At 35.8% G+C, this 13,231-nt stretch carries 15 protein-coding genes and 2 pseudogenes; 10 read left to right on the forward strand and 7 right to left on the reverse strand.

The features are described from left to right. Positions 1–151 precede the first annotated feature (151 nt). The 4 genes and pseudogenes from CYJ57_RS05320 to CYJ57_RS05330 all read left to right on the forward strand — a co-directional run bounded on the left by CYJ57_RS05320 (position 152) and on the right by CYJ57_RS05330 (position 4,145). Positions 152–1,906, forward strand: a pseudogene (locus CYJ57_RS05320) (recombinase family protein). A 449-nt stretch (positions 1,907–2,355) separates the two neighbouring features. Next, positions 2,356–2,709, forward strand: coding sequence for a DJ-1/PfpI family protein (locus CYJ57_RS07885; protein WP_219525568.1), 354 nt, complete (start codon positions 2,356–2,358; stop codon positions 2,707–2,709). Then, positions 2,690–3,004 (forward strand): type 1 glutamine amidotransferase family protein, encoded by a 315-nt coding sequence (locus CYJ57_RS07890; RefSeq protein ID WP_219525569.1) that lies wholly within the window; start codon positions 2,690–2,692, stop codon positions 3,002–3,004. Before CYJ57_RS07885 ends, CYJ57_RS07890 begins: the two co-directional genes overlap by 20 nt. Positions 3,005–3,098: 94 nt before the next feature. Further along, a complete protein-coding gene (locus CYJ57_RS05330) occupies positions 3,099–4,145 on the forward strand; it encodes a virulence RhuM family protein (protein ID WP_180764405.1) in 1,047 nt (348 codons plus the stop codon). Positions 4,146–4,438: 293 nt separating this feature from the next. Here the strand turns inward: CYJ57_RS05330 and CYJ57_RS05335 are convergent, their stop codons facing one another. Genes CYJ57_RS05335 through CYJ57_RS05350 form a run of 4 tightly spaced genes read right to left on the reverse strand, consistent with a single transcriptional unit; the run spans position 4,439 to position 6,134 of the window. Beyond that, on the reverse strand, positions 4,439–4,897 hold the full coding sequence (locus CYJ57_RS05335) for a GNAT family N-acetyltransferase (protein WP_101954364.1): 459 nt from the start codon (positions 4,895–4,897) through the stop codon (positions 4,439–4,441). A 10-nt stretch (positions 4,898–4,907) separates the two neighbouring features. Continuing rightward, positions 4,908–5,558 (reverse strand): PAQR family membrane homeostasis protein TrhA, encoded by a 651-nt coding sequence (gene trhA, locus CYJ57_RS05340; protein WP_101954365.1) that lies wholly within the window; start codon positions 5,556–5,558, stop codon positions 4,908–4,910. A gap of 35 nt (positions 5,559–5,593) precedes the next feature. Then, entirely contained in the window at positions 5,594–5,875 is a 282-nt protein-coding gene (locus CYJ57_RS05345; RefSeq protein ID WP_244896584.1) for a type II toxin-antitoxin system RelE/ParE family toxin, read from the reverse strand. Continuing rightward, positions 5,868–6,134 (reverse strand): type II toxin-antitoxin system Phd/YefM family antitoxin, encoded by a 267-nt coding sequence (locus CYJ57_RS05350; RefSeq protein ID WP_219525571.1) that lies wholly within the window; start codon positions 6,132–6,134, stop codon positions 5,868–5,870. Before CYJ57_RS05350 ends, CYJ57_RS05345 begins: the two co-directional genes overlap by 8 nt. A gap of 310 nt (positions 6,135–6,444) precedes the next feature. Here CYJ57_RS05350 and CYJ57_RS05355 point away from each other — a divergent pair, with 310 nt between their 5' ends. From CYJ57_RS05355 to pcp, 3 genes are read left to right on the forward strand one after another with little or no spacing between them, the layout of a single operon-like run. Further along, on the forward strand, positions 6,445–7,116 hold the full coding sequence (locus tag CYJ57_RS05355; RefSeq protein WP_006701979.1) for a DUF969 domain-containing protein: 672 nt from the start codon (positions 6,445–6,447) through the stop codon (positions 7,114–7,116). Beyond that, positions 7,109–8,104, forward strand: coding sequence for a DUF979 domain-containing protein (locus CYJ57_RS05360; RefSeq protein ID WP_101954367.1), 996 nt, complete (start codon positions 7,109–7,111; stop codon positions 8,102–8,104). The genes CYJ57_RS05355 and CYJ57_RS05360 overlap by 8 nt, the downstream gene beginning before the upstream one ends. A gap of 18 nt (positions 8,105–8,122) precedes the next feature. Then, a complete protein-coding gene (gene pcp / locus CYJ57_RS05365) occupies positions 8,123–8,764 on the forward strand; it encodes a pyroglutamyl-peptidase I (RefSeq protein ID WP_101954368.1) in 642 nt (213 codons plus the stop codon). A 121-nt stretch (positions 8,765–8,885) separates the two neighbouring features. On the opposite strand, the pseudogene CYJ57_RS05370 reads toward pcp, so the two are convergent. Continuing rightward, positions 8,886–9,122 (reverse strand): annotated as a pseudogene (locus CYJ57_RS05370) (IS30 family transposase); the annotation flags it as partial. A gap of 91 nt (positions 9,123–9,213) precedes the next feature. Between CYJ57_RS05370 and relB the strand changes: the two are divergent. The 3 genes from relB (at position 9,214) to CYJ57_RS05385 (ending at position 10,834) form a co-directional block, all read left to right on the forward strand. Then, the gene (gene relB, locus CYJ57_RS05375; RefSeq protein WP_006701983.1) at positions 9,214–9,438 is read left to right on the forward strand and encodes a type II toxin-antitoxin system RelB family antitoxin; all 225 of its coding nucleotides are present in this window, start codon (positions 9,214–9,216) and stop codon (positions 9,436–9,438) included. Beyond that, on the forward strand, positions 9,431–9,700 hold the full coding sequence (locus tag CYJ57_RS05380; protein WP_101954369.1) for a type II toxin-antitoxin system RelE family toxin: 270 nt from the start codon (positions 9,431–9,433) through the stop codon (positions 9,698–9,700). Before relB ends, CYJ57_RS05380 begins: the two co-directional genes overlap by 8 nt. Positions 9,701–9,823: 123 nt before the next feature. Continuing rightward, complete coding sequence (locus tag CYJ57_RS05385) at positions 9,824–10,834, forward strand: oxidoreductase (RefSeq protein WP_101954370.1); 1,011 nt, start codon at positions 9,824–9,826, stop codon at positions 10,832–10,834. A gap of 423 nt (positions 10,835–11,257) precedes the next feature. Here CYJ57_RS05385 and trhA (CYJ57_RS05390) read toward each other — a convergent pair whose 3' ends face one another. Continuing rightward, a complete protein-coding gene (trhA, locus tag CYJ57_RS05390) occupies positions 11,258–11,908 on the reverse strand; it encodes a PAQR family membrane homeostasis protein TrhA (protein ID WP_101954371.1) in 651 nt (216 codons plus the stop codon). Positions 11,909–12,315: 407 nt separating this feature from the next. After that, on the reverse strand, positions 12,316–13,231 hold a 916-nt coding region (locus CYJ57_RS05395; protein WP_101954372.1), incomplete at its 5' end, for an ISLre2 family transposase.

Genomic DNA, 13,231 nt, shown 5'->3' on the forward strand with positions numbered 1-13,231 from the left:
GTTCTACAAGAAAATATATTAAGTTTGATCAATGAGTGACCGGTAAAACATTGTATAGTATTTTACACAGGATTGTGGACTTGACTTAGAAAGTAGTTAATCTTGCGATATAATAACACTGTAGAAAGATACAAAATGGGAAGGAGGTAAAATGAATACTAAAGTAAAAGTAATAAAAGCTTCAAATACTGGAGCAAGAAATAGAAATGCACTAGATTTAGATTTAAAACGTGTTGCAGCATATTGTCGAGTAAGTACAGATAGTAAAGACCAACTTGAATCATATAAATCGCAAGTTGATTATTACACAAATCTAATAAAAAATAATAAAAACTGGACTTTGGCTGGTATATATGCAGATGAAGCAACTACAGGAACAACTGCTACTAAAAGAGCGGATTTCATGAGACTAATTAGTGATTGCCAAAATGGGGATATAGACATGATAATTACTAAATCTATATCAAGATTTGCTAGAAACACATTAGATACTTTAAAGTATGTGAGACTATTAAAGTAAAATAATGTTGGTGTTGTATTTGAAGAAGAAAATATAGATACTTTGACAATGGATGGAGAGCTATTACTAACAATATTAAGTTCAGTAGCTCAACAAGAAGTAGAAAATACCTCAGCCCATGTAAAAAAAGGACTGAAAATGAAAATGGAAAAAGGGGAGCTTATTGGCTTTCAAGGTTGCCTTGGATATGATTATGACCCTATAACAAAAAGCATCTCTATAAATGAAGAAGAAGCTAAAATTGTCAGATACATCTTTAAAAAATATTTAGAGGGCAATGGAGGGTCAGTTATTGGCAGGGAACTAGAAGAGCAAGGATATCTCACTCCGAGAGGTAAAACAAAATGGTCTGATACTACAGTGTTAGGAATAATTAAAAATGAAAAGTATATTGGAGATATACTAATGGGAAAAACTTTTACAGTTGATCCCATAACAAAAAGAAGACTAGCAAACTTTGGTGAATCTGATAAATACCACATTGAAAATCATCATGAGCCAATTATATCAAAAGAAGATTTTGAAAAGGCACAAGAGATTAGACTCAGGAGAGCACAAAATAGAAACACCATTGCTAACAAGGATAGGAAGAGAGAAAAACTATCAAGACAATATGCTTTTTCAAGTATTCTTGAATGTGGATTTTGTGGAGAAATACTTTCAAGAAGAACATGGCACACCAGTTCCATTTACAAAAAAATTAACTGGCAATGTGTAAAGTCAACAAAAAAAGGTAAAAAATATTGCCCTCATTCAAAAGGAATACAAGAAGCAGTAATAGAAAAAGCTTTTGTTGAAAGCTATAGGCAATTATGCCATGCAGATTCAACAGTAATAGATGACTTTTTAAAAATTGTAGAAGAAGAAATAAATGATAATACTTTAGTCAAAGATTTGAAAAAGTTAGAAAACCAATTAAACAGAATCATTAGTCAAGAAAGAAAGTTAGTTGATCTTCATTTAGAAGATAGTATAGATGAAGAAGTTTATGCTAAAAAGTATAAAAAACTTACAAAACAAAAAGAAGAATTACTTGATGAAAAGAAAACACTAGAGCTAACTATCAAAGATGAAAACTCTATTAAAGAAAGACTAAAGCAATTTAAAAAGGTCTTAGAAAACAAAGAAATTATAGAGGAATTTAGTAGAACAGTATTTGAAAGAATAGTTGATAAAGTTGTGGTGGGCAGAATTGACAAAGACGGAACAGTCCATCCATATGACCTAACATTCTATTTCAAAACAGGAGTTAAAGATAGTCAAAATTCTAATAACTTTAAAGATAAAAGAAAAAATGCCAAAGACAATGACATTAATAAATTGTGCTCCTACAAGAATGACGAGGATAATAAATTATGTTCCCAAGCAAAAGACAACACATGTTGAATCAGTCGTTTTGATGACAAGGAGTGACTAACGACGTAGTCATCAATTACGAATGATTTATGCGATATTTCATAGCTCTTTGAGCGAAGCGAATTAGAGATATGACATGCGAAGCAAAGCGTAGAAGCTGTCGCAGAGTGAGGAACGAAGTGACGAAATGATGCGGTAACAGCGAACCGCTAAGGCGTAGTATTGATTGAAAAAGAGGGGCTATAAATCGTATAACAGCAAGGTTCTTAAGAAGATGTGATTTCTTAGGAACCTTGCTTTTTTGGTTTTAGAAGAACAAATGGGTGAAATCTGCTAGAATGAGGGTGTGCGTATGTGGGAACTGGTCGATAAAAGCAGGGGATTAGTTGACTTTTCACTGCCTATAGTAATAAGTAAGAGCTGTACAAAATATAAACTTATAAAGTTTATTTTGACAACACCCAAGAAAGGATGCCGAGATGAAACAAAGAATTGCATTATTAGTGTATCCGGAATTTAGTCTTCAAGAAGTGGGTAACTTGATGGCGCTCTTCAGGTGGTATTATGACTCCCCAACAGATATTATCTCAACGGACTTATCACCCGTTCGTTCTGAAGAGGGAGTCTTAGTTGTCCCAGATAAGACGACCTCAGGCTTCAAGGTTGAGGATTATGATTGTCTAATTTTACCTGGTATAAGTGACATTCGTCTTTCACTTGATAATCATAAGTTAATCCAATTTCTCAGTGAATTAAAGAATCATCCTGACTTCTTAATAGGGGCGATCTGTGGTGGACCTATCTTTTTTATCAATGGCTGGCTTATTAGATGATAAACCTTTTATCAATCAATTCAATGTAGAAATGAATGACCTTCTACCGTTTATTCAAGCTGAGAATATAGTTTACCAACCTGTCGTCGTTGCTGGGAATATTATTACAGCGATTGGACCAGCATATGCACAGTTTGCTATTGAAGTTGCTAGAGCTCTTGGATATGAGTGCCCAGATCAAGCTTATACATCCGTCATTGAAGATCCTAATGATGAATCCCTATACGAGTTTCATTTAGACCAAGAAGATCTGGCAGAATTTAAGAGAGTTTTTTCGAAATTTTTGCAAGATTAACTTTTGAACACAGTCTGATTGATGTGAAAAATGAAGGAAAATCGAGTTTGAATGCCTTATAAAATCGTATTAGTATGTGGAAAAAGCTTATAAAATGACTCTACGAATTACAAAGGGGGTTCTAACCTTGAAACAATTACCTATTCTACTTTATGAAACTGCAAAGGAAAATATCTACGTTGATGTCTATTTTAAAGATGAGACCTTCTGGATGAGTCAGAAGATGATGGCAGACTTATTTGAAGTTGGAGTACCTGCGATTTCAAAGCATCTTCAAAATATATACGCCGAAGAAGAGTTAGAGTTAAGTTCAACTGTTTCCAAAATGGAAATAGTTCGTTTAGAAGGCAGTCGACAAGTGAAAAGAGATGTTGACTTCTATAACCTGGATGCTATTATCGCCGTTGGTTACCGAGTTAATTCCAAGCAGGCAACTCGCTTTCGTCAGTGGGCGACGAGAACCTTGAAAGAATATATTACTAAGGGCTTTGTTTTGAATGACGAATTTCTAAAGAATGGGCAAGCTTTTGATCAAGATTATTTTGATGAATTACTGGAACGAATTCGTGAAATTCGAGCCAGTGAGCGAAGAGCCTATCAGAAGATAACAGATGTCTTTCAGCAGTGTTCCTATGACTACGACAAAAACTCTGACATTACCAGGCAATTCTATGCTTTTGTTCAGAATAAACTGCATTATGCGATTACAGGTTCGACGGCTGTAGAAATTATCTATAATAAAGCGGATGCAGACAAAAAATATATGGGACTCACGACTTGGAAAAATTCTCCTGATGGCAAAATTTTGAAAAGTGATACCCAAGTTGCTAAAAATTATTTATCTGAAGAGGAACTGCGAAAGTTGAATCGTCTAGTCACGATGTTTATTGATTATGCCGAATTGATGGCAGAGGATAATATTTTGATGAGCATGCGAGATTGGGCGGATCAAACAGATAACTTTTTGAAGATGAATCGTAGAGAAGTTTTGGATCATAAAGGAACGATTAGTCGTGAACAAGCACTTGAAAAAACATCTCAAGAATATGAAAAATTTCGGATGATTCAAGATAGAAATTATTTATCGGACTTTGATAAGTTACAAGAAGAACTTAGCAAGTATGAGAGGAAGGAAAGTTAGCCTAATTATCTATCGAGAAGGCGAAAGTAAAAGGAAAGTTGATATGGCAATCTTTATGCAGACTGTGTTTAGCCTAAAAATTGCATGTCAAGGCCGTGGTATTGATTGAAAAGAAAAGCTGATAAGTAAACTGCCCCCAAAGTTGGACAAAAAATCTAACTTAGGGGGCAGTTCATTTTTGTGCTTTATCATATAAAATACAAAGCACAAAATGAATGCTAAGTATAAATACTAAGATTCAAATTTGTTTCAAGTTATTTACAAATAAAATTTAATTCCTTACAAACTGTGATTTATTCGTGTGTTCGTTTTACTAATAATGCATGATTAAACTGAAAATCTAACTCTTCAATGTAAAATTTTAGAAGCTTATTATATTGATGCGATGTTGCAATAACTCCAATGACTTCAACATAATCCCGCACGGCATTTTCTAAAAATCTATAAAGTTCTTTTCCTATGCCTTTGTTACGATGTGTTTGAATAACATAGATCTCGTCAAGCTCAAAGGCTTTCTCTCCGATCTTATTATATGAGGTTTCTTCTTTCTGAACACTGATATGTCCAAAGGCATACGCAACAATACGATTACCCTCAACAGCTACATAGACATCGCGATTAATAAATTCTGTTGGATCATTCTTATAGTATGCAGGGCAACAATTTTCCTCTGCCCACGCTTCTGATAACTCAAGCAATTCTTCGAGGACTAAATCTTCTGCTGTTATTCTAACTTTTTTATAATTAATCATTTATTCTTCCTTATCTCAAAAATAGATAGTTGCCATAAAACATGATAAAGGCTGCTGCAAGTATGAAGATATGCCAGATGACGTGATTGTATGGAATTTTCTTTATTGAATAAAAAACTGCCCCAATGGTATAGAAAAGTCCTCCAAGTAGCAAATACCAAATATAGCTTAGGCCTATATGCTTATAAATCGGATAGATAAGGACTAGTGATATCCATCCCATTGCCAAATATATAATCATAGAGGCTTTACTTATCTTATCTTCTTTAGCGGTAGTGAAGGCGATTATGTTCATGCTTATGCCTACGATTGCCAAAATCCAAATTAAAACAAATATAACTATGGCAAAGGTAGATCTTATGCCAATTAAGATAGTTGGAGTATATGAACCCGCAATTGTTAAATAAATTACCCCATGATCAATTGCCCTAAAGATTGTCCTTGCGGTGGGATTGGTCATAGCGTGATAGAGGCTCGATGATAAAAACATTGTCGCGATGGCAATAAAATAAATTAGCCACGCCAAAAATCCAAGGAGATCTTTGCCACTGTATGCATTAGCGACTACTGGTATAAAAAATACCAGACTTAGAATAAATCCTAGAACATGGGTAATTATATTTAGAATTTCCTCAGACTTACTATACTTTACGATTCTCATTTTTTATCTTCCTTCTGTCAATGATTTTTTAAAAGCTACTCAAAGGTACTTTCAGATTGGAGACAAGCCCTGTTTAAGTTACTCTCAAAGAGTAGTTTCCAACTCGGATGACATAATACGGATGTTTTCTCTTTTTTTTGACTAGGGAAACCCTGAAAACTAAGAGGAGAATTAGCTCGCTCCTCAACAGCTTTATGAACGTTTTCTACAAGATTCATTGCTGCAGATGGATTGGACAGCGTTAAAGCAATATAATCGACAATTTGATTTAAATCTTGCTCAAAGCTAGAAAGAATACGAATTTGATAGTTAGGCATGCTGATTAATGCGCTCCATGACTCGCTCAATCACCTCATCGAGGCCATACCTTGTCTCTGTGGAAGCTGCTAATTGATCCGCTTCATCAAGTTTGCTTTCAATGTCTTGGGTCATAAATTCGTATTGATCGATGCTCATTAATACCATCGTGCCGTAGCCATTTTTAGTTAGAAAGACAGGACGTCCAGATTCAATAACTTCTTCTTCGACTTCAGGAAACTTATTTCTTAGATCTGAAACAGGACGAATATTCATAATAAGACCTCCTCTTTTTGTTATCGTAACTCTATCATTAAACTATCAACAAGACAAGTGTGTAGCTCCCAAAAAGTTGAACCAAAAATCTAACTTTTTTGGGGGTGACACAAACTATTAGCTATCTATTTATAGAAGCATAAAATTTATTGAAAATAAGTTAGTTATTTAAGAAAACAAATCACTTCTCTCGCTTCTAATTGCTACATATAATTTCATATGTTAAAATCAAAAAACAGGGTGCTTTTATTATTTTTTTGCCATAACAGCATCGTGAAAATTTATTTTATTTTAATAATGAAGGAGATTCTATATGAACTATTGGGTTTTAATAGGCGTATTGATAATTATCGTTGGCTTTGCTCTAAAGCTTGATGTTGTTGCAGTAGTGCTTATATCCGGATTGGTTACTGGGCTTATCGCTGGCATGCCAATCGTTGAAGTTTTAGATGTAATTGGAAAGGGATTTGTGAACAACAGATACATGTCACTTTTCTTCTTGAGTCTACCTCTAATTGCTATCATGGAAAGATATGGTCTTAAGGACAGGGCGGCGGAAGCTATTCAAAAGATGAAGTCTGCCAGCGCTGGTGGTGTTGTTGGGCTTTATATCTTAATTAGATGGGTAGCTGCCGCGCTTTCTCTTAGACTTGGTGGCCACGTTCAATTTGTTAGACCATTAATTTTACCTATGGCTGAGGGGGCTGCTAATAAAAAGGTTGAGCTTTCTGACAAGAGACTTGAGGAGTTAAAGGGTCTTGCTGGAGCTGCTGAAAACTACGGGAACTTTTTTGGGCAAAATATTTTCCCTGTAGCTTCTGGTGTACTTTTGATTCAAGGTACTCTTAACCAAGCAGGTTATGATGTTACTAATGGTGATATAGCAAAGAGTTCTATTTTAGCAGGGGTTTCTATGTTAATTCTAGCTCTAGTACAATGCTATTTATATGAGAGAAGACTAAGAAAGGACATGAAACATGTTTAAATTTATAGCTGATAACAGCATTATAATTGATGAAATCATCTATATTTTATGTGGATTGATTTGCATTATGACTGGTATTACGGGTCTAAGAAATAAAAAATCTAGAATGGGAACTTTTATCTTTTGGACTTTGCTTGGTATTTTATTCTGCACTGGAAAGCTTTTAGTTGACAAACTAGAATATGGCGGAGCAATCGTTGGTGGTCTTTTACTTGTGCTTGGAGTTTTAACTTTGACAAAGCAAGTTCAAGTTGGTGAATTTGAAGACCAAAGTGAGGAACAAAAATTAGAGTATGGTAAGAGAGTTGGCAATAAAATCTTTATTCCTGCTCTTGCTATTGGTATTATAGCTATGATTATGGCTCAAGCAAAGAGCTTGAAAATTCCTATCGGCACTGGGGACGAAGGACCAATTTTATTTGAGTTTTCAGCAGCACAAACTTTGGGTATATCATCTATAATAGCTATAATCATCGCCCTTGTTATTACAAAGGCTAAGTATCATGAAACTAAAGAAGATACTGCAAAGATGCTTATGACTATTGGTAGTTCATCACTATTACCACAACTTCTAGGTGCTCTTGGTACTGTTTTTGCAGCTGCGGGTGTTGGCGAAGTTATTGGTTCTGGTGTAACTGCTGTTGTGCCACCAGGAGCAAAGGTTCTAGGTGTGGTTGCATATTGTCTAGGGATGGTTTTATTTACAATGATCATGGGTAATGCATTTGCTGCATTTACTGTTATTACACTTGGTGTTGGTATTCCATTTGTAATTGCAAATGGCGCAAACCCAGCAGTAATTGGTGCTCTTGGTATGACTTGTGGATACTGTGGTACTCTTATGACACCTATGGCTGCAAACTTCAACATTGTTCCAGGGTCTATTCTTGAAACAGACAATGAATACACAATCATGAAGACTCAAGCACCAGTGGCATTAACTTTAATTGTTGTTCACATTATATTGATGTTAGTATTTGGATTTTAATTTAAAAGGAGTGATTTAATGAAAATTTTAGTAACTGGATTTGATCCATTTGGTGGCGAATCCATTAACCCTGCAATTGAATCTGTAAAGAAATTACCAGATGAAATTAATGGAGCGGAAATAATTAAGTTAGAAATTCCTACTGTAATTGGAAAATCTGTTGATAAGATTAGAGCAAAGATAGAAGAAGTTAATCCCGATGTAGTACTATCCATTGGACAAGCAGGTGGAAGACCCGACATTACAGTTGAGAGAGTTGGAATAAACTGCGACGACTGCAGAATTAAAGACAACGAAGGTAATCAACCAATTGACGAAAAGGTAGCGGAAGACGGCCCAGCGGCATACTTTTCAACACTACCAATAAAGGCAATGGTTGAACATATTAAAGAAGGTAAAATTCCAGCATCAATTTCAAACACTGCAGGAACATTTATCTGTAACCACGTTCTATATGGAGTTGCCCACATTCAAGCAACAAAATATCCGAACATGAGAACTGGATTTATTCACATTCCATTCTTACCAGAACAAGTCACTGATAAGAAGAACATGCCCTCAATGGCACTTGATACAATAGTTAAGGGACTAGAACTGGCAATTGAAGCAATTGTGGAAAATGATACAGATATAAAGGTTACTGGTGGAAAAACACATTAAAGTAAGAGGGAGGAAAGCATGAGCTTTCCTTCTTTTTTTTGCCTTGCGGTATTGTTATGCAGGGCAATGCCCTACGACCTTTTTATTTCTAATCTACTTTAATTTTAGCTAAATCTGTGCGTTTAGGGAAAAATCGAATCAATTGATTTACAGTCGAAAGCATCGATTCCTTCGATCGATTCGGCATCTTTAAAGCGATATAGAAGCGACTCTTACGTTCAGAAAAAGTAGCGAGGCATCCTTTACTTTTACCTCTGGGAGAGAGTACCGTATCAAGTTCCCAATGACCAAATTCAAGGCGCTTTTTAACAGCGTTCGGACGCTCTTTAATCGATGTTTCGATATTAAATTTACCTCTTATCGAAAACAAATCGCTTAAAGGTTAATTCTTGTGGGAGGATTATCACTGTTTTATTATGTAGTTAATATGAACTACAAGGAGGGGTTTTATGGCATCTCCAATTTCAGTGAGATTAGATGATCAACTCAATGAATCGCTTGAGAAATACGTTCATGCAAAAGAAATTTCCAAAGCGGAATTTATTCGTACAGCGATTTTGGAAAAATTAGAGAATGACTTCGACGTGATGATGGCAGATCAAGCATATGAAGAGTGGACTAAAGCAGGGAAGAAAGTTAAGACTTTTGAAGAAATGATGGAACAATATGGCTAAATATCAAGTGGTATTTGCTTCCAGTTTTGAAAAAGAGTTTTCTAGGTTGGATAATGGCGTTCAAAAGCAAATACTGAAATGGATTGGTAAGCATTTAGTCAATGTAGATTTTCCGACTGCTCCTGGAAAGACACTAAAAGGTGATTTGAGAGACTATGTTCGGTTTAGGGTGGGTGACTACCGGATAATTTCACTGGTTGATGAGAATCTGTTCGTCATCACCAATATTCATGTAGGCGACCAAAGAGATAGTTATAAATAATAATAATTTCTAAACGATATTTTCAACATGCTCAAATTAATTTATGCTATATCACCGGAACGTGTTGAAGCCGTAGTATTGCTTTCGATGAACACAGCGTAGTTAAAATATAAGGAGGAGAAAATGAAATTATTTGAAGCAGCTAAGATAAAGAATATGGAAGTAAAGAATCGATTTGTGATGCCACCGATGTGCATGTATCAAGTTGATAAGCAAGATGGTATCGCAAATTCTTTTCATAAAGCGCATTATATTTCAAGAGCGATTTCTCAGGTAGGTTTAGTTATTGTTGAATCTACCGGTGTGTTAGATAATGGTCGAATAACCGATTATGATTTAGGGTTATGGGATGATCGTCAAATAGATGGATTAAAAGAAATAGTTGGTGGCGTGAAACGAGAAGGTTCTAAGATTGCCGTTCAACTAAACCATGCCGGTAGAAAATCTGAGACTAAAGATTTAAGACATATTGGTCCTTCTAAGATTTCGTTCAATAACGATGAGTATACTTATGAAGAGGCGAGTATTGATGAAATCAACGAAGTGATTGATGCCTTCAAATCTGCTGCGATTCGAGCTGATCAAGCTGGTTTTGATGCAATTGAGATTCATGCAGCTCACGGTTATTTAATTAATCAATTTATCTCTCCCTTATCAAATCAAAGAAAAGATGAATATGGTAAAGATCGATTTTTATTACTAAAGAAAATTGTTGAAGCGATACAAGAAGTTTGGCCGAAGGATAAGGCTTTATGGTTAAGAATATCTGCTACTGATTATATTGAAGGTGGTATTGAAGTTGCGGATTGGATTAATTTCTTAAATGAAAATAAAGATAGTTTTGATTTAGTCAGTGTATCGGGTGGTGGATTAGCGAATACTACGATCAATGCTTATCCTGGTTATATGCTAAATTTTGCTAAACAGATAAAAGAAGCAACAGGATTAATGACAATCGGTGTGGGCCTTATTACTTCATCGGATATGGCGACCTATGCTATAGAAAATGATGATTGTGATTTTGTGGCTTTTGGCAGAGAATTACTAAGAAATCCAAATTTAGTGATGGACATCGCTAAAGAAAGAGAAGTTGAAGGGATTGTTCATCAAGCCTATAACAGAGCTTATCGATAATATTTAACTTTACCAGATTCTAACTATTATATATATTTTAAAAAAAGGGCTGTGGGATAAGCCCCAGCCCTAAAAAAACGAGGAACTTAAAAAATCCTCGTTTTTTGTATAATGTAGCGAACTTTAAAAGTTAGATAAAAATCTAAATCTTAGCAAACTGTGAATTATTCATGTGCTCGTTTTACTAATAATGCGTGATTAAACTGAAAGTCTAACTCTTCAATGTAAAATTTTAGAAGCCTATTATATTGATACGATGTTGCAATAACTCCAATTACATCAACATAATCCCGCACGTCATTTTCCAAAAATCTATAAAGATCTTTTCCTCTGCCCACGCTTCTGATAACTCAAGCAATTCTTCCAGGACTAAATCTTCTTCTGTAACGCTAACTTTTTTTATAACTAATCATTTATTTTTCCTTATCTCAAAAATAGATAGTTGCCATAAAACATGATAAAGGCCGCTGCAAGTATGAAGATATGCCAGATGGCGTGATTGTATGGAATTTTCTTTATTGAATAGAAAACTGCCCCAATGGTATAGAAAAGTCCTCCAAGTAGCAAATACCAAATATAGCTGATGCCTATATGCTTATAAATCGGATGCATAAGGACAAGTGATATCCATCCCATTGCCAAATATATAATCATAGAGGCTTTACTTATCTTATCTTCTTTAGCGGTAGTGAAGGCGATTATGTTCATGCTTATGCCTACGATTGCCAAAATCCAAATTAAAACATATATAATCATGGCAAAGGTAGACCTTATGCCAATTAATATCGTTGGAGTATATGAACCTGCAATTGTTAAATAGATTACCCCGTGATCAATTGCCCTAAAGATCGTCCTTGCGGTGGGATGGGTCATAGCGTGATAGAGGCTTGATGATAAAAACATGGTCGCAATGGCAATAAAATAAATTAACCATGCTAAAAACCCAATGATATCTTTGTCACTGTATGCTTTAGCAACTACCGGCAGAAAAAATACCAGACTTAAAATAAATCCTAAAATGTGGGTTGCTATATTTAGCATTTCCTCAGACTTACTATACTTAACGATTCTCATTTTTTATCTTCCTTATGATTAAATTTATAAAATAAAAAGCTCAATCTGTCAATAATTCTTTAAAAGCTACTCAAAGGTGCTTTCAGATTGGAGACAAGCCCTGTTTAAGTTACTCTCAAAACGTTTCTATAAAAAATCGGATGACGCATAAATGCATCACCCGCAAAACTTTCGTTTTCAATTCGTATTGTTATTATAATGGGGCTCTTGGAGAATGTCAATAATCCCTTTGAAAAACGATAGTGTCAAATTATTGTTGGTTTTCCTCTACCATACTTTTATGTTTCCCTGAACCCAGTTTCATGGATTCCATATTTTAACCGGCGTCTTTGACACCGTGCCTCCATCGACATTCACTTCGTCGCCGCTCGCTTTCGTTACGAAGACGGGGTTCACTCTATTGGATTTCAATAACCAGCGATGGTCTCAAAAATCTGTCGACTCCGTGTGTTATTGGAGTAGTGTAAGATCGCTACTTTACCACTCCATTCATACTGGCGGGCGTATTTTCGCCCCACACGGCCATCTAATTTATTGACTCTTCGTTCTCTTTCTGCTGTTTTCGTTTGATTTCTTACCCAAGCTTTTAAATCACCACCATTTAGGTCATAAGCACGCGCTTTAGCGATGTTTTCTGCGCCTGTTGTACTCCATCCCAGAGGTCTCGAACTTAAACGAGCACTTAACCAATGGCTAACGTGACCCTCGGCACTACAACCGATATATTGCGACTCTCTTTGTCTTTGGATCGCATCCCAATTGCCTATTAGATAGCGACGAACCTTTTGAAGCGTTTGTTTCGAAGACTCGGATAGCGACGGATCGCTGAGTCGCACTTTGAAGTAGTCCTGTAGATAGTCTTTTTCACCTGTATGAAGCCAGCGATGTAACGTGGCGTATAAATGTTCAGTACTGATACCAACGCATGCCTGACGAAGGTATTTCACCGTATGATAAGGGTCAAGAACAAAGTGCGTCTGAGTCGGGAGAGAGTCCAACCCTTTCTTAATCCAGTGAGCCCCGTCACCACTTAAATAAAGGGTCGGACAGGCCGCTAAATCATATTGTCGGTCGAGATAGTAATAGACATCTTCCCACAATTCCTCGCTATCTTCGTATAAGCCTGTGAATATGCGACGAACATTTAATGCTTTTCGATCACTTGACCCTAAATTTTCTTTGTATCCTTCGTGAACATACGCCAAGCGCATTTCCCGATTCTTCCCATCTTGATAGGCTACATGGTCTTCATCAGCTTCAATGTATAGGCAGTCTACTTGACGTTTTTCTCCCACCGGCAACGTAACAGAATCCGGGCAATAC

Source organism: Falseniella ignava (genome assembly GCF_002847645.1).
In the GTDB taxonomy this organism is placed as follows: domain Bacteria; phylum Bacillota; class Bacilli; order Lactobacillales; family Aerococcaceae; genus Falseniella; species Falseniella ignava.